We start from the raw sequence: 22,825 nt of genomic DNA, 5'->3' as shown, positions 1-22,825 counted from the left end.
GGGCATTTTTGCAACGTCGCGATCGGGAATGCGCAGGCCGGCAGGGCCGGGATTGCCGCAGTTATAGCCAATGCTATACCTCGCATCGGAACGTGCGGGGGATCAGGGCGATGCGGCATCGGGGCGAGGCGGACAGCGCCGGATCGATGGGCGTCGCCGGTCGCCGCGCGGCCTGGCTGATCGGTGCCTGCCTCCTTCCGGCGCAGGCCTTCGGCGCCGATCTCGCGGTCGCGCGCGCGCCGGCGCCCGCCTTCGTCGACTGGTCGGGGGGCTATCTCGGGCTCGAGGGCAGTGCCGGCGGCTCCTTCGGCGCCCTCGGCTTCGAATCGACCACGATCGGCGGACGCCCCGTGCCGCCGTTCAAGACCGGGGATGCCACCGGCCGCGCCGACCGCAGCCGCGAGGCGACCACCGCCGTCGGCGGCGTGTTCGGCGGCTGGAACTGGCAGGCCGGCCCGTGGCTCTACGGCCTGGAGGCGGACATCGCCGGCGCCAACCTCAAGCGCCCAGTCGCCTCGACCGCCGCCGGCTTCGGCTACGAGGGGTTCGACCCGGTCTTCGACGTCATCCGCGCCAAGACCGACCTCTACGGCGCCCTGCGCGCCCGCCTCGGCTTCGCCTTCGAGCGCGCGCTGATCTACGCGACCTTCGGCCTCGCCGGCGCCGAGACGCGGTTCCTCGCCACCTATCCGGACCGTGCCGGCGGTCCCGCCGTGACGGCCAGGACCGACCGGGGAACCCTCGGGTTCACCCTCGGGGCCGGCGTCCAGTACGCGATCACCGAGCACCTCGCCCTCGGCCTCGACTACCGCTACATCGATCTCGGCAGCACCGGGCGGTTCGACCTCGGCGCGGTGCCCGGCCTCGGCCCGGTGTCGACGCAGGCGCACGTCACCTCCAACCAGATGCTGGCGCGGCTGTCCTGGTATCCGGCGGGGCTGCGGCTGCCGCCCGAGCCCGACGAGGCGGCCCCGCACGACCCCGACAACGGCGACACCGGCCGGTTCTCGCTCCACGGCCAGACCACCTTCATCAACCAGGGCGTGACCGGGTTCCGCTCGCCCTATCTCGGCCCGAACAGCCTGGTGCCGCACCAGGCCCAGGCGACCACGACGGCGACCGCCTTCGTCGGCTTCAAGCTGTGGGAGGGCACCGAGCTCTACTACAACCCGGAATTCAGCCAGGGCTTCGGCCTGTCGCGGACCCTGGGCGTCGCCGGCTTCGTCAACGGCGAGGCGCAGAAGGCCGGCGCCCCGTTCCCGAAGCTGCGCTCGAACCGCTACTTCGTGCGCCAGACCTTCGGCCTCGGCGGCGAGACCGAGGACGTGCCCGACGGCCCGAACCAGGTCGCCACGCGCCGCGACGTCGAGCGGATCACGGTGGTCGCCGGCAAGTTCGCGCTCGGCGACTTCTTCGACGGCAACGTCTACGCCCACGATCCGCGCGTCGACTTCATGAACTGGTCGCTCTGGGCGGCCTCGGCCTGGGACTTCCCGGCCAACCTCCCCGGCTTCACGCAAGGCGTCTACGTCGAGTACAACCGCGCCGAGTTCGCGGTGCGCGCCGCCTACACGCAGGTGCCCAAGGAACCGTCGAGCGACGTGCTCGACCCGCGGGTGTTCGACCGCCAGGGCGCCAACATCGAGTTCGAGGGGCGCTACGTCCTGCCCGCGCTGGAGCAGCCGGGCCGGGTGCGGATCGGCTTCTTCTCGAACCAGGGCAACACCGCGCGCTATCGGCAGGTCGTCGCGCTGACGCAGTTGGGCGTCTTCGACGACGTCAACGACGCGGTCGCCGCCACCCGCCGCCCGCGGCGCAAGACCGGCGGCTACGTCAACCTCGAGCAGGCGGTCACGGCCGATCTCGGCGTCTTCGCCCGCGTCAGCCTGTCGGACGGGCGCAACGAGAGCCTGTCCTTCACCGACGTCGACCGGAGCGCGTCGGGCGGCGTCTCGCTCAAGGGGACCGCCTGGGGCCGGGCAGGCGACACGGTCGGCCTCGGCGCCACGGTGAACGGCCTCACCGAGGCGCACCAGGCCTACTTCGCCACCGGCGGCCTCGGCCTGCTGATCGGCGACGGGCGCCTGAACTACGCCCCCGAGCGGGCGCTCGAGGCCTACTACGCCATCGGCCTGACCAAGACCGTGACCCTGACCTTCGACTATCAGCGGGTGATCAACCCCGCCTACAACCGCGACCGGGGCCCGGCGGACTTCTTCGCCACCCGGCTGCACGCGGATTTCTGATCGCTATTCCGCCTCGTCCACGGTCGCCCCGAACACCGCCTCGAACCCGGCCCGCAGCTGCATGTCGACCTCCGGCATCGCGACGATGCGGCCGAGGTCGGCCAGGCTGGTCACGCCGTGGCCGCGGATGCCGCAGGGGACGATGCCGGAAAAGTCCGCGAGGTCGGGCTCGACGTTGAGGCTGATCCCGTGGAAGCTGACCCAGCGCCGCACGCGGATGCCGATCGCCGCGATCTTGTCCTCGACGGCGTCTCCGTTCTCCTGGCCCTTCTCCGGCCGCCGCACCCACACGCCGACGCGGTCCTCGCGGCGTTCGGCCCGGACGTTGAAGGCCTCGAGCGTCGCGATGATCCAGGCTTCCAGGCAGGCGACGTAGGCGCGCAGGTCCGTGCGGCGGCGGTTGAGGTCGAGCATCACGTAGGCGACCCGCTGGCCGGGGCCGTGATAGGTGTACTGCCCGCCCCGCCCGGTCCGGTACACCGGCAGCCGCGCCGGCGCGACGAGGTCGGCCTCGCGGGCCGAGGTGCCGGCGGTGTAGAGCGCCGGGTGCTCCAGCAGCCAGACGCATTCCGGCGCCAGCCCGCGCGCGATCGCCTCGGCGCGGGCCTCCATCCACGCGACGGCTTCCTCGTACGCGACCGGCGCGTCGCTGATCCGCCAGCCCACCGGCGGAGAGCCCGCCCGCGGCAGGAAGGTGTCGGGCGCGATCGCGAGACGGTGCGCGGTGTTTACCAAGGCTTCACCCTTCGTCGGGAATGCTCTCCTTCCACCGGTCCGTGCCGGTGGCAAGGCGCATAGGGGCGGTGGACGCGTGGCGGTTCTGGAAGACCTCAAGGTCGATCTCACGGTGGTGCTCGGGCGCTCCCGCATGCCGCTGCACATGCTGCTGCGCATGGGACGCGGCGCGGTGATCGAGCTGGAGGCGACCGAGACCGACCTGGTCGAGATCCTCGCCAACGACCATCCCGTGGCCCGCGGCCAGATCGTGGTGACCGGCAACCGCATCTCGATCGAGGTGACGGAGCTGATCCGCAAGGCGGATTCGGTGCGCACGCCGGGCGTCACCATCGGCGACGGCGCCGTGCCGTTCCTGGAAAGCCGCCTGGAGCCGGCATCATAACTTCGGCCGCGGCACCGAATTGCCGCGCTGCGGCGCTTGTCGGATCGGGATCGATCTGGTATCCGCTGCGCCGCTCACCCGAGACGCCGGCCGCCGCAGCGGACCCGGATCTCGGAGAAGCGAACGGGACCCGACGGGTGCCGATGCGGCCATGGCGGAATTGGTAGACGCGCTAGCTTGAGGTGCTAGTCCTGCAAGGGGTGGAGGTTCGAGTCCTCTTGGCCGCACCAACGTTTCGATGTCGTACGTCGAAGCGTCGGTGCATGAAAACGGGTTGTGGGCGGCCGCGCTCTTCGACGACGGCGCCCTTCGCGGCTCACACGAGAGCCCGCATTCGAAGGCGCCCGAACGCCGGGCCCTGATTCTCCGCACGGACATCACGGCTGACTGATAAGCGCTCCTGAAACGCCGATGATCGATAGATCTCGTGCGCGGCCGATGCGTCGCGGCGTCCTGCTGACGTCGTCTATCCTGCGATCTTCTCCGCCGGCATTTCGGCGCCGCCGGGCGGCGTTCGCCCACCGCGGTCGAGGAAGCTGAACGCTTGCTGCCGACGGGCTTCAGCGTCGGTCCAGGGATACCCTGCCATTCTTCTCCTGACAGTCGAGACCGGGGCTTCGGCACAATGCCGGCCCCGCGACGTGTCAGGAGATGGGCGATGAAGAAGATTGCTGCCGTCACAGCCGCCGTGCTCTTCGCGGCGAGTGGGTTCGGAACCACCGCAGCCGAGGCTCGGGGCGGCGGTGCCCTCGCGGCCGGCCTGATCGGCGGGCTCGCCGCGGGCGCACTCCTCGGTGCCGCTGCCGCGGAGGCGCACGCGGCGCCCGCCTACGGCTACGCAGATGCGCGCCCCGTGGTGCGCTATCGGCCCGCTCGCGTCGTCCGCGCGTACGACGAGGAGGTGGTCTACCGGACCACGCGGGTCGTGCGCTCCGACGAGACGGATGCGGAAGGTTACGGCTATCGCGCCGCCGGATACGGCGACCGCTGGCACTGCGACCGGCCGCACGGCTACGGCGGCTGGTAGCCGAAGAGGCGCCAGGGCTGCCCGAGGGGCGCGGGCAGCCCGCTTGCACCGCTCGGCACGCCGCGAGGCCCAGGCGCCGGGCTCCGGCACCCGGCGGGGCTTCGGCGAAGTCCGAGATGCCCCGTCAAGGGTGAAACCCTTGACCGGTCCCGCCGCACCGCCGAAACATCGCCATCGACCGACCGGTCGTCCCGATCCATCCGCGACGGATCGTGCCCCGGCGCCGTGCCGCCCTGCGTCGCTCATGCCGGGCGGATACGATCCCGGCGGCGACCCTGTTCTCGAAAGCGACCATGCCAGGCCTCAAGGACAAGCGCGGATTCATCGACAAGGACCGGCTCGATCTCTCCGAGCGGAAAGCGGTCGAGTACTGGGTGAAGCGCTGGGGCGTGACGCAGGACCAGCTGACCACGGCGCACCGCAAGGCCGGGCGCATGATCAAGGACATCGCCACCGAGCTCGGCAAGAAGTGTTGAGCGAGCCGGATCGGACGACCCCGTCGCAGGTCCGCGCTGCCTGTGGCCGCGCGAGGAACCGGCCCACGTCGGTGCGAATGGATCCACCGGGGGGCGGGATCGACCGAAGCCGCCTGCAATCCTCATGTCCGCCCGAGGGCCGGCCGTGAAGGTGTGCGTCAGCCCTCGCTGTCGCGATTGAGGCCGAGGGCCTTCATCAGGTCGCCGATCGGATCGCCCTCCACCGGCTTGCCCGGCTGCGTCGCCGAGGCGACCGGGCTCGGGGCCTGCTGCTCGATCCGGGCCGCGGCCGGCCGGCCGCTCGCATTGGGCTGCGCCACCCTGCGGGCATGGACGTGCTCGGCCTTCCGCACCGGACGCGCCTGCGGCTGATCCTCGAGCCCCGATAGGCTCGCCGTCATCGCGACGGGCAGGAGGGTGAAGGAGGCGGGACGCGCCAGCGTCGCTTCCGCCGTCTCGGCCTGCGACACGCGCGCCGGCGGATCGCTCCAGGCCGTCGCGGCTTCGGCGGACGCGACGACGGGGTGTCCGCGGCGCGTTTCGAAAGCCGGATCGCGCGGATGCAGAACATGCGCGGCGGTGATCAATCCCGTAACGAGCACGGCGGTCGTGAGGATTGTGGACTTGACGTGTTCCATGATCTCAGAACGAACGGCCAAGGTCATGGTTCCGCTTGCCGCGGCCCCGACCTTCGGCCGGCATCGTCCAGCCCCCGAAACGAAAAGGGCGGCCCGCCGGGCCGCCCTTTCGCAGGTCGTGGATCGCTTCGCGGCCTACTCGGCCGCGGCCGAGGGCAGCTCGCCCAGCGGCCGGGCGCCGCTGTCGGACGCCTTCTGCTGGAGGATCATGCTGTCGCGGCGGCGTGCCACCGCGCGGATGTCGGCCACCATCGAGCCGGTGCCCGCGGGGATGAGCGAGCCGACGATGACGTTCTCCTTGAGGCCTTCCAGGTGGTCGATCTTGCCGTTGACCGCGGCTTCCGTGAGGACCCGGGTGGTCTCCTGGAACGAGGCCGCCGAGATGAACGACTTCGTCTGCAGCGACGCCTTGGTGATGCCGAGCAGGACGGGGACGCCCTGGACCGGCTTCTTGCCCTCGGCAAGGAGCTTCTCGTTGACCTCGGTCAGCTCCGTGCGGTCGATCTGGTCGCCCGCCAGGATGTCCGAGTCTCCGCCGTCGGTGATCTCGACCTTCTGCAGCATCTGCCGGACGATGACCTCGATGTGCTTGTCGTTGATCGACACGCCCTGGAGCCGGTAGACCTCCTGGATCTCGTTGACGAGGTAGGCGGCCAGCTCCTCCACGCCCTTGATCGCCAGGATGTCGTGCGGCGCCGGGTTGCCGTCGACGATGTAGTCGCCGAGCTCGACCACGTCCCCGTCCTGAAGGTGGATGTGCTTGCCCTTCGGGATCAGGTACTCGACCGTCTCCGAGCCGTCGTGCGGCGTCAGCGACAGGCGGCGCTTGTTCTTGTAGTCGCGCCCGAAGGCGATGGTGCCCGACTTCTCGGCGATGATCGCCGCGTCCTTCGGGCGCCGCGCCTCGAACAGCTCCGCCACCCGCGGCAGACCGCCGGTGATGTCGCGGGTCTTGGCCGAGTCGGTGGAGACGCGGGCGAGGATGTCGCCGGCCTTCACCGAGCCGCCCGGGTCGTAGCCGATGATGGCGTCGACCGGCAGGAAGTAGCGGGCGTCCGAGCCGCGCGGCAGCTTGACCGGCTTGCCCTCGGCATCGACGACCACCATCGCCGGCTTGAGGTCCGAGGTGCGCGCCGAGCCGCGCCAGTCGATGACGACGCGCTTGGCGATGCCGGTCGACTCGTCGGTGGTCTCGGTGATCGACTGGCCGTCGACCATGTCCTCGTACATCACCACGCCGTCCGTCTCGGTGATGATCGGGCGGGTGTAGGGGTCCCACTCGGCGATGCGCTGGCCGCGCTTGACCTTGTCGCCGTCGTCGACCCGCAGGCGCGCGCCGTATTGGAGGCGGTGCACCGCCCGCTCCGTGCCGTCGGCGCCGACGATCACCACCGCCACGTTGCGGCCGGTGGCGATCAGGTCGCCGTCCGAGTTCTTGGCGATCGCACGGTTGCGGATCTTGATCGTGCCCTCGAAGCTCGACTCGATGAAGGACGAATCCGCGATCTGCGCCGCGCCGCCGATGTGGAAGGTGCGCATGGTGAGCTGGGTGCCCGGCTCGCCGATCGACTGCGCCGCGATGACGCCGACGGCCTCGCCCATGTTGACGGGCGTGCCGCGGGCGAGGTCGCGCCCGTAGCAGGTGGCGCAGACGCCCTGGCGGGTCTGGCAGACCAGCACCGAGCGGATCTTCACCTCCTGGATCCCGGCCGCCTGGATGGCGGGCAGGTGGCGCTCCTCGATGGTCTCGCCGGTCTTGACGATGACCGTGCCGTCCTGGGCGACGAGATCCTCCGCCGTGGCGCGGCCGAGGATGCGGATCGCCAGCGTCGCGACGACCTGGCCGGCATCGATGATGGCGCGCATCTTGATGCCGTTGGTGGTGCCGCAATCGACCTCGCGGATGACCGCATCCTGCGCCACGTCGACGAGGCGGCGGGTCAGGTAGCCAGAGTTGGCGGTCTTCAACGCCGTGTCCGCGAGGCCCTTGCGGGCGCCGTGGGTGGAGTTGAAGTACTCGAGCACGTCGAGGCCTTCCTTGAAGTTCGAGATGATCGGCGTCTCGATGATCTCGCCCGAGGGCTTGGCCATCAGGCCGCGCATCGCCGCGAGCTGCTTCATCTGGGCCGGCGAGCCGCGCGCACCGGAATGGCTCATCATGTAGATCGAGTTGATCTGCTTGTCGGCGCCCTGGTCGTCCTTCTGGACGGTCGAGATCCGGAGCATCATCTCGGCGGCGAGCTTGTCCGAGCACTTGGCCCAGGCGTCGACGACCTTGTTGTACTTCTCGCCCTGGGTGATCAAGCCGTCGTTGTACTGCTGCTCATAGTCCTTCACCAGCGTGCGCGTGGTGTCGACGATGGTCCACTTGTTCTCCGGCACGACCATGTCGTCCTTGCCGAACGAGATGCCGGCCTTGAACGCGTGGTTGAAGCCGAGCGCCATGATTCGGTCGCAGAAGATCACCGACTCCTTCTGACCGCAGTGGCGGTAGACGGTGTCAATCATCGACGAGATCTCCTTCTTGGTCATCAGCTTGTTGACGACGTCGAAGGGCACCTTGGCGTGCAGCGGCAGCGCGCCGGACAGGATCACCCGGCCGGGCGTGGTGTCGTAGGTCTTGGTCAGCGGCTCGCCGTCGGGGCCGATGCCCTTCCAGCGCCACTTGATCTTCGAGTGCAGCTTCACCGACTTGGCGGCCAGGGCGTGCTCGAGCTCGCCCATGTCGCCGTAGACGCCCTGCATCGGGTTGGTCTTGTGGTCGGGCTGGAACGCGCCGACCAGGCCCTCGCCGACGATGGAGAGGTAGTACAGGCCGAGCACGATGTCCTGCGAGGGCACGATGATCGGCTGGCCGTTGGCCGGGTGCAGGATGTTGTTGGTCGACATCATCAGGACGCGCGCCTCCAGCTGAGCCTCGAGGCTCAGGGGGACGTGCACGGCCATCTGGTCGCCGTCGAAGTCGGCGTTGAAAGCGGCGCAGACCAGCGGGTGCAGCTGGATCGCCTTGCCCTCGATCAGCTTCGGCTCGAACGCCTGGATGCCGAGGCGGTGGAGCGTTGGCGCGCGGTTGAGCATCACCGGGTGCTCGCGGATCACCTCGTCGAGGATGTCCCAGACCTCGGGCTTCTCCTTCTCGACGAGCTTCTTGGCCTGCTTGACGGTGGCCGAGAAGCCCTTGGCGTCGAGGCGCGCGTAGATGAACGGCTTGAACAGCTCGAGCGCCATCTTCTTCGGCAGGCCGCACTGGTGCAGCTTCAGCTCCGGGCCGACCACGATGACCGAGCGGCCCGAATAGTCGACGCGCTTGCCGAGCAGGTTCTGGCGGAAGCGGCCCTGCTTGCCCTTGAGCATGTCGGCGAGCGACTTCAGCGGGCGCTTGTTGGCGCCGGTGATGACACGGCCGCGGCGGCCGTTGTCGAACAGCGCGTCGACCGCCTCCTGCAGCATCCGCTTCTCGTTGCGGATGATGATGTCGGGCGCGCGCAGCTCGATCAGACGCTTGAGGCGGTTGTTGCGGTTGATCACGCGACGGTAGAGGTCGTTCAGGTCCGACGTGGCGAAGCGGCCGCCGTCGAGCGGAACCAGCGGGCGCAGGTCCGGCGGGATCACGGGGACGACGGTCAGGATCATCCACTCGGGCTTGTTGCCCGACATCTGGAACGCCTCGATGATCTTGAGGCGCTTCAGGAGCTTCTTCGGCTTCAGCTCGGAGGTCGTGGTGGCGATCTCCTCGCGCAGCGAGTCGGCGATGCCGTCGAGGTCGAGCTCCTGCAGGATGCGCCGGATCGCCTCGGCGCCGATCATCGCCGTGAACGAATCCTCGCCGTACTCCTCCTGGGCGCGCAGATACTCCTCCTCCGACAGGAGCTGGCGCTCCTTGAGGGGGGTGAGGCCCGGCTCGATGACGCAGTAGGACTCGAAGTAGAGGATCCGCTCGAGATCCTTGAGCGGCATGTCGAGCAGCAGGCCGATGCGGCTCGGCAGCGACTTCAGGAACCAGATGTGGGCGACCGGGGCGGCGAGCTCGATGTGGCCCATGCGGTCGCGCCGCACGCGCGCGAGGGTGACCTCGACGCCGCACTTCTCGCAGATGACGCCCTTGTACTTCATGCGCTTGTACTTGCCGCACAAGCACTCGTAGTCCTTGATCGGCCCGAAGATGCGGGCGCAGAACAGGCCGTCACGCTCCGGCTTGAAGGTCCGGTAGTTGATCGTCTCGGGCTTCTTGATCTCGCCGTAGGACCACGAGAGGATCTTTTCGGGGCTGGAGATCGAGATCTTGATCTGGTCGAAGCTCTGGGGCTGAGCCTGCTGGTTGAAAAGGTTCATGACCTCTTGGTTCATGATCCGCTCCTTGCTTGACGGGAACGCGCGCCCTGTGCCGGCGCCGTCCACGTCCTGAAATCAACTCGGCGCCGCGCCCTTCAAAGGCGCCGCTGGCCGTCGGCCCGTCCGGAGGCTCCGCCCCTCCCCGCTCGAACCGTGCCGGCGCTGGCGCCGGCACGGGAGGTGTCTTGTTTCGGCTACTCGGCCGCGTCGGCCGGCGGCTCCAGGGCGTCGTTGGCGGCCTTCTTGGATGACGTCAGCTCGACGTTGAGGCCGAGCGACCGCATCTCCTTCACCAGCACGTTGAAGCTCTCCGGGATGCCGGCCTCGAAGGTGTCGTCGCCGCGGACGATCGCCTCGTAGACCTTGGTGCGGCCGGCCACGTCGTCCGACTTCACCGTGAGCATCTCCTGCAGCGTGTAGGCCGCACCGTAGGCCTCCAGCGCCCAGACCTCCATCTCGCCGAAGCGCTGCCCGCCGAACTGCGCCTTACCGCCGAGCGGCTGCTGGGTGACCAGCGAGTACGGGCCGATCGAGCGGGCGTGGATCTTGTCGTCCACGAGGTGGTGGAGCTTCAGCATGTAGATGTAGCCCATCGTCACCTTGCGGTCGAAGGCCTCGCCGGTGCGCCCGTCGTAGAGCGTCGACTGGGCCGACCGGTCGAGCCCTGCCATCTCCAGCATGGTCTCGATGTCGGCTTCCTTGGCGCCGTTGAACACCGGGGTCGCCATCGGCACGCCGCGGCGCACGTTGTTGGCGGCCTCGGCCATGTCCTCGTCCGACAGGCCTTCCAGCTCCGACGGGGAGTAGATCGCCTGCATCTCCTCCTTCAGCGGGCCGATGTCCTGGCTCTTCAGGTAGGCGTCGACCGCCTTGCCGACCTTGCGGCCGAGGCCGGCCGCGGCCCAGCCGAGGTGCGTCTCGAGGATCTGGCCGACGTTCATGCGCGAGGGCACGCCGAGCGGGTTGAGCACGATGTCGGCATGCGTCCCGTCCTCCAGGAACGGCATGTCCTCGATCGGCACGATCCGCGAGACCACGCCCTTGTTGCCGTGGCGGCCGGCCATCTTGTCGCCCGGCTGGATCTTGCGCTTCACCGCGACGAAGACCTTGACCATCTTCATCACGCCGGGGGGCAGCTCGTCGCCGCGCTGCAGCTTCTCGACCTTGTCGAGGAAGCGCTGCTCGAGGCGCTTCTTCGACTCGTCGTACTGCTTCTGCATCGCCTCCATCTCGGTCATGAGACGGTCCTCGACGACGGCGAACTGCCACCATTGCGAGCGCGGGTACTCGTTGATGAGCTCACGCGTCAGCGTGGTCTCCTTCTTGAAGCCCTTCGGCCCGGCGATCGGCGCCTGGCCGATCAGCACGCCCGAGAGGCGGGCGTAGGTGTTGCGGTCCAGGATCGCCTGCTCGTCGTCGCGGTCCTTGGCGAGGCGCTCGATCTCCTCGCGCTCGATCGCCTGGGCGCGCTCGTCCTTGTCGACGCCGTGGCGGTTGAACACCCGGACCTCGACGATCGTGCCGGTCACGCCCGGGGGGACCCGGAGCGAGGTGTCGCGCACGTCGGACGCCTTCTCGCCGAAGATCGCGCGGAGGAGCTTCTCCTCCGGCGTCATCGGGCTCTCGCCCTTCGGCGTGATCTTGCCGACGAGGATGTCGCCAGCATGGACCTCGGCGCCGATGTAGACGATGCCGGCCTCGTCGAGGTTCTTCAGAGCCTCCTCCGAGACGTTCGGGATGTCGCGGGTGATCTCCTCCGGGCCCAGCTTGGTGTCGCGGGCCATCACCTCGAACTCCTCGATGTGGATCGAGGTGAACACGTCATCCTTCACGATCCGCTCGGAGAGCAGGATCGAGTCCTCGAAGTTGTAGCCGTTCCACGGCATGAACGCGACGAGGACGTTGCGGCCGAGCGCGAGCTCGCCGAACTCGGTGGACGGGCCGTCGGCGATGATCTCGCCCTTCTTCACCGGCTCTCCGACGCGCACCAGCGGCTTCTGCGTGATGCAGGTCGACTGGTTGGAGCGCTGGAACTTCTGCAGGCGGTAGATGTCGACGCCGGGCTTGGTGGCGTCGGCCTCCTCCGTCGCGCGGATGACGATGCGGGTGGCGTCCACCTGGTCGACGATGCCGGAGCGGCGGGCGGCGATGGCGGCGCCGGAGTCGCGGGCGACCACGGCCTCCATGCCGGTGCCGACGAACGGCGCGTCGGCGCGCACCAGCGGCACCGCCTGCCGCTGCATGTTCGAGCCCATCAGCGCGCGGTTGGCGTCGTCGTTCTCGAGGAACGGGATCAGCGCCGCGGCGACCGACACGAGCTGCTTCGGCGACACGTCCATCAGGTCGACGCGCTCCGGCCCGACGACGATCACGTCGCCGGCGCGGCGGCAGACCACCAGCTCCTCGGTGAGCTTCTTGTTCTCGTCCATCTGCGCGTTGGCCTGGGCGACGTAGTACTTCGCCTCCTCCATCGCGGAGAGGTACGAGACCTCGTTGGTGACGACGCCGTCCTTGACCCGGCGGAACGGGGTCTCGATGAAGCCGTACTTGTTCACCCGCGCGAAGGTCGCGAGCGAGTTGATCAGGCCGATGTTCGGGCCTTCCGGCGTCTCGATCGGGCAGATCCGGCCGTAATGGGTCGGGTGCACGTCGCGCACCTCGAAGCCGGCACGCTCGCGGGTCAGGCCGCCCGGGCCGAGCGCCGAGAGGCGGCGCTTGTGCGTCACCTCGGAGAGCGGGTTGGTCTGGTCCATGAACTGCGACAGCTGCGACGAGCCGAAGAACTCGCGCACCGCGGCCGCCGCGGGCTTGGCGTTGATCAGGTCCTGCGGCATCACCGTGTCGATGTCGACCTGGGACATGCGCTCGCGGATGGCGCGCTCCATGCGGAGCAGGCCGAGGCGGTACTGGTTCTCCATCAGCTCGCCGACCGAGCGCACCCGGCGGTTGCCGAGGTGGTCGATGTCGTCGATCTCGCCCTTGCCGTCGCGCAGCTCGACGAGCGCCATGACGACCGCCAGCATGTCCTCCTTGCGGAGCGTGCGGACGGTGTCCTCGGCGTCGAGGTCGAGGCGCATGTTCATCTTCACGCGGCCGACGGCGGACAGGTCGTAGCGCTCGCTGTCGAAGAACAGCGAGTGGAACATGGCCTCGGCCGTCTCCAGGGTCGGCGGCTCGCCAGGGCGCATGACGCGGTAGATGTCGAACAGCGCGCCTTCGCGGGCGGAGTTCTTGTCCACGGCGAGGGTGTTGCGGATGTAGGGGCCGATGTTGACGTGGTCGATGTCGAGCACCGGGATCTCGGCGACGCCGACCTCCTCGAGGCTCTTGAGCAGCTTCTCGGAGATCTCCTCGCCGGCCTCGGCCCAGATCTCGCCGGTGTTCACGTCGACGAGGTCTTCGGCGACGTACTGGCCGACCAGGTCCTCGTCGGTCGCCTTGAGGAACTTGGTCCCCTTCTCGGCGATCTGGCGGGCGTTGCGGGCGTTGAGCTTCTTGCCGGTCTCGAGCACGACCTCGCCGGAATCGGCGTCGATCAGGTCGACCGAGGCCTTGAAGCCCTTCAGCCGCTCGGCGTCGAACGGCACGCGCCAGTCGGCGCCGTCCCGGTCGTAGACGACCTTGTTGTAGAAGGTCGACAGGATCTCCTCGCCGGACAGCCCGAGCGCGTAGAGCAGCGACGTCACCGGCAGTTTGCGCTTCCGGTCGATGCGGACGTGCACGATGTCCTTGGCGTCGAACTCGACGTCGAGCCAGGAGCCGCGATACGGGATGATCCGGGCAGCGAACAGCAGCTTGCCCGAGGAGTGGGTCTTGCCCTTGTCGTGGTCGAAGAACACGCCCGGGGAGCGGTGCATCTGCGAGACGATGACGCGCTCGGTGCCGTTGACGATGAAGGTGCCGTTCTCCGTCATCAGGGGCATGTCGCCCATGTAGACGTCCTGCTCCTTGATGTCCTTGACCGACTTGGCCGCCGTGTCGGGATCGACGTCGAACACGATTAGCCGCAGGGTCACCTTCAGCGGGGCCGCGAAGGTGATGCCGCGCTGGCGGCACTCGTCGACGTCGTATTTCGGCTGCTCGAACGTGTAGCGGACGAATTCGAGGAGCGCCGTCGAGGAGAAGTCCGAGATCGGGAACACGCCCCGGAACACGCTCTGCAGGCCCTCGTCGCCGCGGCCGCCCTCGGGCTCGTCCATCATCAGGAACTGGTCGTAGGACGCCTTCTGAACCTCGATGAGGTTCGGCATCTCGGCGACTTCCTTGATCTTGCCGAAGAACTTCCGAATGCGCTTGCGACCGACCAGCGTATTGGCCATGTGACCTCGCTCCACCATCTTCGCGTCCTGGTCGCCCGGGGAAGTCTCGCCGACTCCCGCGCCGGGCCATGGCTCGCGTCCCGCCGGACCGCGCCACCCGAATTCATGATCTCGATCGGCTCGTTCCGAGCCGGGACCCGTCTCAGGGTCCGCCGGCCGCCGAAGCGGCCTCAGCCCGCGGGTGCGAACACCCGCGGGCTGCGGTCACGGCCGGCTCCCGAGGGAACCGGCCGCGCGGTGACGGGCCGGGGATCGGCCCATCGCGGCTTACTTGAGCTCGACCTTGGCGCCGGCCTTCTCGAGCTGCGCCTTGAGCTTCTCGGCCTCGTCCTTGGCGACCGACTCCTTGACGGCCTTCGGGGCGCCCTCGACGAGGTCCTTGGCTTCCTTGAGGCCGAGGCCGGTGATCGCGCGGACCTCCTTGATGACCTCGATCTTCTTGTCGCCGGCGGCAGTGAGCATGACCGTGAACTCGGTCTGCTCCTCGGCGGCGGCAGCCGGGCCGGCGGCCGGGCCGGCAGCTACGGCGACGGCGGCGGCGGCCGAGACGCCCCACTTCTCCTCGAGCATCTTGGCGAGGTCGGCGGCCTCGAGAACGGTCAGCGACGACAGGTCGTCGACGAGCTTGGCAAGATCAGCCATGGTGATGATCCTCTAACGATATCGGTGTGAAGGGATGGGTTTGAAAGGGGAAACGACCGTCAGGCCGCTTCGTCCTTGGTGGCATAGGCTCCGAACACGCGGGCGAGCTTGGCCGCCGGCGCATTGACGACCTGGGCGATCTTGGTCGCGGGAGCCTGGACGAGGCCCACGATCTTGGCGCGCAGTTCGTCGAGGGACGGGAGCGAGGCGAGGGCCTTCACGCCGTCCGGGTTCAGAGCGGTCGCGCCCATGGCGCCGCCGAGGATCACGAGCTTGTCGTTGGCCTTGGCGAAATCCACCGCCACCTTGGCGGCCGCGACCGGATCGCTCGAATAGGCGAGCAGGGTCGGGCCCTTCAGGAGGGGCTTGATGGAGGCGACGTCCGTGCCATCGAGAGCGATGCTGGCGAGGCTGTTCTTCGCGACCTGCACGGTGGCGCCGGCGAGCTTCATCTGCGAACGCAGCTTCTGCATCTCGGCGACCGTGAGGCCTTTGTAGTGGGCCACGACGACGACGGCGCTCTTTGCGAACACGCCGTTGAGCGTCGAGACGAGATCAGCTTTTGCTGTCCTGTCCACTGGGGCTCTCTCCGGTTGGGCGGAACCCGAGAATGGGTCCGCCGGTTGCACGTGCCGCCCGGGACGGATCTTCGGCCTCATGGAAGCCGAAAACGTCCTGGACGACGCTTCACGGCCCTGTCCCCCGGTGCCGCCCCCGCGAGGGGTGCGATGCCTAAGGGCTGAGATGGTTCAAACCGATGCCTTCACGCCGTCCCTCATCGGTCGGGCGCTTCGAAAATGCGGTCTTCCCCGTCTGTGCAGGTTGGGGGATTAAGCCGGCGAACCGGCACCTGCAGTCTCGGACAGGACATGGCCGGACGCGGCCCTCAAAGGTTTTCACCCCTCAGGTCCTGCCGGCCATCGACGCCCGGTCACCCAGGCGGCGTCTCGATACGGAACCCGACCGGGCGGACGGGCTCCCTGAACAAACATGAAAATTGCGTGGAGCGCGGTGTATAGAGCCAAGCAAGCCGCCTGCCAAGGGCCGAGACGCGACTTTTCCGACTTAGGCAAACGCGCGGTGTCCTCGGGTGGCCGAACTCCTACCCGAGCCGGTCGATGGCTCCGAGCGGCTTCTCGGACGGACTCTGCGTTGGATTTGCGATTCGGTGCGGATGGTCGGCCTTTTCCGACGCTTGATAAGCTCTCCACCGGGCTGCGGGATTTCGACCGATTGCGCTGAAGGTTCGGGCGTCGTCATGGCCGTGTGCCGCGCAGCCCGACCTCGAGGCGAGTCCCATGCAGCGCGTACAACGGCAGGACTGGATCGACGTCGCGCGCGGCATCGGGATCATTCTGGTCGTGTTCGGCCACGTCCTCCGGGGAACCGTCAAGGCGGGGATCGTGCCTGACACATCCGCGACCCAGTGGGTGGATTTCGGTCTGTACACCTTCCACATGCCGCTGTTCTTCTTCCTGGCCGGACTGAACCTGCCCGGGAGCCTGCGACGCGGACGGGTGCCGTTTCTCCAAGCCAAGCTCTGGACGATCGGCCTTCCCTACGTGATCTGGACGTTCATCCAGGGCAGCGTGATGATCCTGCTGGCGCAGGACATCAACACGCATGTCACTCCCGCCGACCTTCTCGCCTTCCCGTACCGTCCCCTCGGACCGCTTTGGTTTCTCTACGCCCTTCTGATCTGCCACGTGCTGGCCGCCATGATTCCCGATCGCAGACTGTTCGCCGCCATCGCGGCGGCGGGATTCGTGATCTTCTTTCAACTCCCGGAGGTTCCAAGCCTCGCGCTGACCCTGCACAACCTTCCGTTCTATCTCGCAGGTGCCTATGCCGGGCACGCCGTGGCGGCTTGGCGGACGCCGGTGAGCCTGTCGGGGATCGCACTCATCTGGACGGGCTTCGCCCTGGCGGTCGTGGGGGCCTGGACGGTCTCCGGCTTCAGCCCGATGGCGCTAGCGGCGCTACCTGCCTGTTGTCTCGGCATTCTCGGCGTCGTGTGGGTGAGTAAGCGTATCGGTGGCGGCGCGCTCGCCACGGTCGGCCTGCTCTCGCTCTCGATCTTCGTCATGCACTCGCTGGCCGCGGCCGGCCTGCGCGTGGCCATGACGCGCCTGCACGTTCCGCCCGACCCCATGGTCTACCTGATCTCGGGGACGGCCTTCGGCATCCTGGGCCCGATGCTCGCACATCGGCTCCTCGCCCGATGGAACACGCTCTCGGTGTTGGGGCTCGGAGCGCCGCCGTGGCGCTACCGCATCGCCGTCTCGGACACAGCCCGGTAACGTCTCGACGGTCGGCCCGCTCGGTTAGGCGGCCTCGCGCTCCGGCACGAAGCGCTTGCGCGCGTTCTCCCACCACGAGCGCTGCCGCGCCGCCTCGGTCTCGGCGGCCTTGGCCGCGTAGAACGAGGCGTTGTGCTCGCCGCGCAGGGCCTCGCGGGTGAATCGGATCAGGTGGTGGGCGACGAAGCCCATGTTGAACACCGCCTCGATCTGCCCACGCCTCAGGGCGTAGACGGCCGCCGACCAGAACGGCTTGCGGTAATCCGAGAAGATGCCCACCCGGGTGATGATGTTGAACCCGAGGATCAGCCCGCGGCGCAGGTTGGTGAAGGTCAGCTTGCCCTTCGTCGGGGTGACGATGCGATTCGGGTAGGTCGTCGCGCACTGGTGCTTGAAGCGCTCGAAGATCTTCTCCGGCGCGTAGGCGTGCGCGATCGCCCGGCGCCAGCTCGACACCACGGTGTCGTGCGGGCGCTTGAACAGGACGTTCGACTCGAGCGCCGCGTCGTGGACGAGGCGCCCTTCCCGCTGCAGCCGGTCCCAAAGCGGCGTCTTCGGCAGGGCCTGGAGGATGTTGATCGTCAGGACCGGGATGCCCGACTTGTCGATGAAGTCGATCAGGTACTGCTCGGAGGCGTCCGAGTCGGAGTCGAGGCCGAGGATGATGCCCGACGTCACCTCGAGGCCGTAGGAGTTCAGCGTCTCGATCGCGCCGTACATCGGCACGGCGGCGTTGTGGGTCTTGTCGATGCCCTTAAGCGCGTCCTCCTCCGGCGTCTCGATGCCGACGAACACGGTCATGAAGTTCGCCTGCCGCATCAGCTCGAGGATCTCGGGCTGCTTGGCCATGTTGAGGGTCGCCTCGCAGGCGAACTGGAGCGGGTAGTCGTTCTTCTTCTGCCACGCGACGAGGTGCGGGAGCATGTCCCGTGTCGCCTTGCGGTTGGCGATGAAGTTGTCGTCGACGAAGTAGACCACCGCCGGGTGGCCGGGCTGGCTGATGATCGCGTCGAGCTCGGCGCACATCTGCTCGGGGCTCTTCAGCCGCGGCTGGCGCCCGTAGAGCTGCGGGATGTCGCAGAACTCGCAGCGGTAGGGGCAGCCCGAGGAGAATTGCAGCGAGCCGATCAGGTAGCGCTTCAGCGGGGCCGCCTCGTAGGCCGGCGCCGGGAAGTCCGAGAGCGGCAGCCGCTCCTTGGTCTCGAGCCGGACCTGGGACGGGGGCCGCGCCAGGTCGCAGTCGAGGATCGCGACGAGCGCGTCCGTGGCGTCGCCGATCTCGCCCATGTGGAGGTAGTCGAAGTCGGGATACTTCTCGGGGGCGCCGGAGACCGAGGGGCCGCCGAGCACCGTCACCTTGCCCGCGGCGTGCGCGCGCTTGGCGATCTCGTGGATCTGCGGCTCCTGGATGTGCATGCCCGACACGAACACCGCGTCGGCCCAGGCGAACTCCTCAGGGGTGGCGCGCTTGATGTTCTCGTCGACGAACCGGCACTCCCAGGTCTCGGGCATGTAGGCCGAGATCAGCAGCAGGCCCTGGGGCGGCATGAAGGCCTTCACGCCGCCCATCAGCGGGTAGGCGTGGGAGAAGGTCCCGAAGGACGGCGTGTAGGCGGGGAAGACGCACAGGATGCGTCGCTGGGTCTGAACGGAGAGGTTGCATCGCATGGCGCTCTATTTAGCACAGCTGCGACCGTTGGCGCCCCCCTTCGCCGCGGCAATCTGCATCGTGATCGCCGGGTGCGGGGGCCGCTCCGCGGGGCTGTCTGCGCAGGGTCCCGGATCACCCTCGGCCGATGCTTCGGCTGTCCGGGACCCGGCACGACGCGCAACGAAAAACGCCCGGCCGCAGGGGCCGGGCGCTTCGATCGTGTCGTCGTAGCGGGACGGTCAGGCGCCGAGGACGGAGCCCGGCTCGACCTTCACGCCCGGGCCCATCGTCGAGGTGACGGCGATGCGCTGGATGTAGGTGCCCTTGGAGCCGGCGGGCTTGGCCTTGGCCACCGCGTCGGCGAACGCCTTGATGTTCTCGACGAGCTTGGCCTCGTCGAACGAGACCTTGCCGATGCCGGCGTGGACGATGCCCGCCTTCTCGACGCGGAACTCGACCGAGCCGCCCTTGGCGCCGGCGACCGCGGACTTCACGTCCATGGTGACGGTGCCGACCTTCGGGTTCGGCATCAGGCCGCGGGGGCCGAGCACCTTACCGAGCCGGCCGACGAGCGGCATCATGTCCGGGGTGGCGATGCAGCGATCGAACTCGATCTTGCCGCCCTGGACGATCTCGAGCAGGTCCTCGGCGCCGACGATGTCGGCACCGGCCGCCCGGGCGTCGTCCGCCTTGGCGCCGCGGGCGAACACCGCCACCCGCACCGTCCGGCCGGAGCCGTTGGGCAGGTTGCAGACGCCGCGGACCATCTGGTCGGCGTGGCGCGGGTCGACGCCGAGGTTCATCGAGACCTCGACGGTCTCGTCGAACTTGGCATTGGCCTTGGCCTTCACCATCGCGATCGCCTCGGCGATCCCGTAGAGCTTGGTCGGGTCGATGCCCTCGCGGGCGGCGCGGATGCGCTTGCCTTCGTGTGCCATGGTGCCCTCCCCTTACGCGGTGACTTCGAGGCCCATGGCCCGCGCGGAGCCACGGATCATCGCGACGGCGGCATCCACCGAATCGCAGTTCAGGTCGGGCATCTTCTTCTCGGCGATCTCGCGAAGCTGCGCCTCGGAGACCTTGCCGACGGTCGGGCCCTTGCCGGGGGTCTTGGAGCCGGAGGCCGGCTTCTTGCCGATCTTCAGGCCCGCGGCCTTCTTCAGGAAGAAGGTGACCGGCGGCTGCTTCATCTCGAAGGTGAAGCTGCGATCCTGGTAGGCCGTGATCACGACCGGGATCGGGGTTCCCTTCTCGATCTGCGCGGTCTTCGCGTTGAAGGCCTTGCAGAATTCCATGATGTTGAGGCCGCGCTGACCGAGCGCGGGACCGATCGGCGGCGACGGGTTGGCGGCGCCGGCCGGGACTTGAAGCTTCACGTAGCCCGTGATCTTCTTCGCCATGGGACTGCTCCCAAATGATTGCGCGCCGCCGGGCTGCCTGAGGCTCGGTCGGACGGGCGGTTGCAGGTCGCGGTGCGGACCGTTGGCCCCGGCGGCGAACCGGGCGGGCCTTCCGCGGGCTTTCGCGAACAGGAAGCAGCGAAGACGGAATGGGTAGGCCGGTGCATCGCATCGGCCGATCCGAAAGGGCGCGGTGCCCTCGATCCGCTATTCGCTCCTCCCGATCCGCTCTACGTCAGGCCTTCTCGACCTGGGCGTATTCGAGTTCCACCGGGGTGGCGCGGCCGAAGATCGACACGGCGACCTTCAGGCGCGAGCGGCTCTCGTCGACTTCCTCGACGGTGCCGTTGAACGAGGCGAAGGGGCCGTCGGCGACGCGGACGGTCTCGCCGATCTCGAAGGAGATCGACGGCTTCGGACGGTCGACGCCCTCGGCGACCTGGCCCTTGATCCGCTCGGCCTCGGCGTCCGGGATCGGCACCGGCTTCGACTTGTCGGCGCCGAGGAAGCCCGTGACCTTCGGGGTGTTCTTGATCAGGTGGTAGACCTCGTCGGTGAGGTCGCACTTCACCAGCACGTAGCCGGGGAAGAACTTCCGCTCCGCGTCGACCTTGCGGCCGCGGCGGACCTCGACGACCTTCTCGGTCGGGACCATCACCTCCTCGAAGAGGTCCATGAGCCCACGCTGGGCCGCCTGATCCTTGATGGACTGGGCGACCTTGTTCTCGAAGTTCGAGTAGGCGTGGACGATGTACCAGCGCTTCGACACGGTTCTGATCGACTCCTGCATGTTCGCGTCGGGCCGGGGCCCGCGGACGGTGTGTGTTGCCTACAGGCCCAGGATCAGGCCGACGAGGTAGCGAAGGCCCTGGTCGACCACCGTGAAGAACAGGCTCGCGACCACCACCATCACGAAGACCATAATCGTGGTGACCGTGGTCTCCTTGCGGGTCGGCCACGTGACCTTGCGGCCCTCGTCGCGCACCTGCCCGAGGAACTCCAGCGGGCCGACGCGCTTCGGCGCGGGCCGGGCCGGCGGAGCGTTGCGCTGCGGCGGCTGGGAAGCCGCGCCGCGGACCGGGCTGCGCGCCGGATCGGCCTTCTTGGTCGCTTCGTTCGATGCCATGGCGTCAGGAACCGGGTTTCGAGAATGACGACGGGTTCGGAAGCTCGCCCGAACGAGCCCGAACCGACAGCCGACATCGATCTCGGAGTGCGCCCGCTCTAGCGCAAGTCGTCGGGGTTGTCGACAGCCGCGGCGCGTCGCGAGCGTCAGGAGCGTGGCTTGGAACGGCAGGAAATGCAGACTGGCAGGAGTGGAGGGACTCGAACCCGCAACCTCCGGTTTTGGAGACCGGCGCTCTGACCAGTTGAGCTACACTCCTATCGCGACGCCCAATGCCCGATCGGGCGCCGGGATGCAAGAGCCGGGAACGCCGGAAATGCGTCACCGACCGTGATCGGCCCGCTCCGCCGCCGTCAGCGGGCGCAGTCCCGTTCGGTCGAAGCGGAAGAGCTCGTCGCTGCGGCCGTAAGGGCCCTTCCGCAGCCGGTCGCGCACCTCCGCGGCGAGGGCGATGCGGGCCTTGCTGTCGGCGGGCCACGCCATCAGCAGGTCGCGGGTCGGGATCGCGACCGTGATGCCATCGGCTTTCAGCGCCGTGCGGATCTCGTCGAGATAGCCGGGCAACATCAGCCGTGCGGCGTCGTAGTCATCGCCGGCATTGGTCATGGCGAGGATGGGGGTGCCGCCGTCGACCGCGAGGGCGAACGCGGCCTCCTTCGAGGCCTCGGCGAGGTTGGCCAGCGCCGGAACCTCGATGGCGGTTCGGATCGCCGCGGCATCGACGCCCCACCCTTCGAGCATCGGCCGGGTCAGGTAGCGCATCCGGTCCGCCCCATCGATGACGTAGGCCACGACCAGGGTCTCCGAGAAGGTCCGCGTGGCGAGGTCCGGCACCTGGGCGAGGATCGCGCGCGGCAGGAGCTGCGGGCGCAGCTGCGCCCGGATCGCCGCGAGGCTCGGCTCGCCGGGCGACGGCGCCGCGTCCATGTCCTTCAGCGCGGTGACGAGATACGCTTCGATCATCCGCCTGCGCGCGTCGCCGGCGAGCGGGGCGACCCGCGGATACAGGTTGGTGAGGGCGATCGTGCTGCGGCCGACCAGGATCTGTCCCGGATCACGGTCGCGGCGGATCTCCGCGCCCGGCCGGATCGCCCGCAGGATGGCCGCCACCTCGTCGCGGAAGCGTCCGTCGCTCAGGGCGTCGGCACGGGCCGGGCAAATCAGGATCGCGCTCGCGGCGGCGGCGAGCCACAGGCGGCGCGTCGGCCACGGAAACCCGATGGCGGTGTTCATTCCTGGGGCTCCGCGGCTCGTCGCGGATGGCAGGAAAATAAACCGACGGCTCCCTGTCAAGCTCGGGGTCGGCAGGGAGGGATGGAATGCCGATGTCAGGCGGTGACAACGGGGTCGCGAGCCGATCCCGCGGCCTCCGCGACGAGACACGGCCGGCGAAGACCGCCGGCCGTGCCGAATCGCTCGAGCGACTACGCGTTGATGGCGGCGACGACGCCGGCGCCGACGGTTCGGCCGCCCTCGCGGATGGCGAAGCGCAGCTTCTCCTCCATGGCCACCGGCACGATCAGCGTGACGTCCATGGTCACGTTGTCG

The 22,825-nt window shown here is 68.5% G+C and carries 17 protein-coding genes, 2 tRNA genes and 1 pseudogene; 6 read left to right on the top strand and 14 right to left on the bottom strand.

Annotation, left to right across the window (positions count from 1 at the left end):
• Positions 1–146: 146 nt before the first annotated feature.
• Positions 147–2,246 (top strand): carbohydrate porin, encoded by a 2,100-nt coding sequence (locus FV227_RS08640; protein WP_147858755.1) that lies wholly within the window; start codon positions 147–149, stop codon positions 2,244–2,246.
• A gap of 3 nt (positions 2,247–2,249) precedes the next feature.
• On the opposite strand, the gene lipB is transcribed toward FV227_RS08640, so the two are convergent.
• Complete coding sequence (gene lipB / locus FV227_RS08635; protein WP_147728793.1) at positions 2,250–2,981, bottom strand: lipoyl(octanoyl) transferase LipB; 732 nt, start codon at positions 2,979–2,981, stop codon at positions 2,250–2,252.
• A gap of 76 nt (positions 2,982–3,057) precedes the next feature.
• Between lipB and FV227_RS08630 the strand changes: the two genes are divergently transcribed.
• From FV227_RS08630 to FV227_RS08615, 4 genes are all read left to right on the top strand, one after another.
• Positions 3,058–3,366: a FliM/FliN family flagellar motor switch protein gene (locus tag FV227_RS08630; RefSeq protein WP_147728794.1), complete on the top strand. Its 309-nt coding sequence runs from the start codon at positions 3,058–3,060 to the stop codon at positions 3,364–3,366.
• A gap of 145 nt (positions 3,367–3,511) precedes the next feature.
• Positions 3,512–3,596: transfer RNA gene (locus FV227_RS08625), tRNA-Leu, on the top strand.
• 428 nt (positions 3,597–4,024) lie between these two features.
• Complete coding sequence (locus FV227_RS08620; protein ID WP_147858739.1) at positions 4,025–4,393, top strand: hypothetical protein; 369 nt, start codon at positions 4,025–4,027, stop codon at positions 4,391–4,393.
• Positions 4,394–4,686: 293 nt separating this feature from the next.
• A complete protein-coding gene (locus FV227_RS08615; protein WP_147858738.1) occupies positions 4,687–4,869 on the top strand; it encodes a DUF3606 domain-containing protein in 183 nt (60 codons plus the stop codon).
• 158 nt (positions 4,870–5,027) lie between these two features.
• Here FV227_RS08615 and FV227_RS08610 read toward each other — a convergent pair whose 3' ends face one another.
• The 5 genes from FV227_RS08610 to rplJ all read right to left on the bottom strand — a co-directional run bounded on the left by FV227_RS08610 (position 5,028) and on the right by rplJ (position 15,378).
• The gene (locus FV227_RS08610) at positions 5,028–5,528 is read right to left on the bottom strand and encodes a hypothetical protein (RefSeq protein ID WP_147858737.1); all 501 of its coding nucleotides are present in this window, start codon (positions 5,526–5,528) and stop codon (positions 5,028–5,030) included.
• Positions 5,529–5,642: 114 nt separating this feature from the next.
• Positions 5,643–9,854: a DNA-directed RNA polymerase subunit beta' gene (gene rpoC / locus FV227_RS08605; RefSeq protein ID WP_147727147.1), complete on the bottom strand. Its 4,212-nt coding sequence runs from the start codon at positions 9,852–9,854 to the stop codon at positions 5,643–5,645.
• Between the two features lie 179 nt (positions 9,855–10,033).
• Positions 10,034–14,158: a DNA-directed RNA polymerase subunit beta gene (gene rpoB, locus FV227_RS08600; RefSeq protein WP_147842157.1), complete on the bottom strand. Its 4,125-nt coding sequence runs from the start codon at positions 14,156–14,158 to the stop codon at positions 10,034–10,036.
• A 267-nt stretch (positions 14,159–14,425) separates the two neighbouring features.
• Positions 14,426–14,800 carry a 50S ribosomal protein L7/L12 gene (gene rplL, locus FV227_RS08595; RefSeq protein ID WP_147842158.1) on the bottom strand — a complete coding sequence of 125 codons (375 nt, stop codon included), beginning with the start codon at positions 14,798–14,800 and terminating at the stop codon, positions 14,426–14,428.
• 59 nt (positions 14,801–14,859) lie between these two features.
• Positions 14,860–15,378: a 50S ribosomal protein L10 gene (gene rplJ, locus FV227_RS08590; RefSeq protein ID WP_147727669.1), complete on the bottom strand. Its 519-nt coding sequence runs from the start codon at positions 15,376–15,378 to the stop codon at positions 14,860–14,862.
• Between the two features lie 720 nt (positions 15,379–16,098).
• Between rplJ and FV227_RS08585 the strand changes: the two genes are divergently transcribed.
• The gene (locus FV227_RS08585) at positions 16,099–17,100 is read left to right on the top strand and encodes an acyltransferase (RefSeq protein WP_147727670.1); all 1,002 of its coding nucleotides are present in this window, start codon (positions 16,099–16,101) and stop codon (positions 17,098–17,100) included.
• 24 nt (positions 17,101–17,124) lie between these two features.
• Here FV227_RS08585 and FV227_RS08580 read toward each other — a convergent pair whose 3' ends face one another.
• The 8 genes and pseudogenes from FV227_RS08580 to FV227_RS08545 form a co-directional block, all read right to left on the bottom strand.
• Positions 17,125–18,768 (bottom strand): B12-binding domain-containing radical SAM protein, encoded by a 1,644-nt coding sequence (locus tag FV227_RS08580; RefSeq protein WP_147727671.1) that lies wholly within the window; start codon positions 18,766–18,768, stop codon positions 17,125–17,127.
• A gap of 222 nt (positions 18,769–18,990) precedes the next feature.
• Positions 18,991–19,689, bottom strand: a complete 699-nt coding sequence (gene rplA, locus FV227_RS08575; protein ID WP_147727672.1) for a 50S ribosomal protein L1 — start codon at positions 19,687–19,689, stop codon at positions 18,991–18,993.
• A gap of 12 nt (positions 19,690–19,701) precedes the next feature.
• Positions 19,702–20,151 carry a 50S ribosomal protein L11 gene (rplK, locus tag FV227_RS08570; RefSeq protein ID WP_147727673.1) on the bottom strand — a complete coding sequence of 150 codons (450 nt, stop codon included), beginning with the start codon at positions 20,149–20,151 and terminating at the stop codon, positions 19,702–19,704.
• 235 nt (positions 20,152–20,386) lie between these two features.
• Positions 20,387–20,920 (bottom strand): transcription termination/antitermination protein NusG, encoded by a 534-nt coding sequence (gene nusG, locus FV227_RS08565; RefSeq protein ID WP_147727676.1) that lies wholly within the window; start codon positions 20,918–20,920, stop codon positions 20,387–20,389.
• A gap of 60 nt (positions 20,921–20,980) precedes the next feature.
• Positions 20,981–21,277: a preprotein translocase subunit SecE gene (gene secE, locus FV227_RS08560; RefSeq protein ID WP_147727674.1), complete on the bottom strand. Its 297-nt coding sequence runs from the start codon at positions 21,275–21,277 to the stop codon at positions 20,981–20,983.
• A gap of 182 nt (positions 21,278–21,459) precedes the next feature.
• Positions 21,460–21,536: transfer RNA gene (locus tag FV227_RS08555), tRNA-Trp, on the bottom strand.
• Between the two features lie 62 nt (positions 21,537–21,598).
• On the bottom strand, positions 21,599–22,510 hold the full coding sequence (locus FV227_RS08550; protein WP_147727675.1) for a hypothetical protein: 912 nt from the start codon (positions 22,508–22,510) through the stop codon (positions 21,599–21,601).
• A 191-nt stretch (positions 22,511–22,701) separates the two neighbouring features.
• Positions 22,702–22,825 (bottom strand): annotated as a pseudogene (locus tag FV227_RS08545) (elongation factor Tu); the annotation flags it as partial.

The sequence above is a fragment of the Methylobacterium sp. WL119 genome (genome assembly GCF_008039875.1).
Lineage (GTDB): Bacteria > Pseudomonadota > Alphaproteobacteria > Rhizobiales > Beijerinckiaceae > Methylobacterium.
This window is presented reverse-complemented; position numbering and strand designations above follow the sequence as displayed.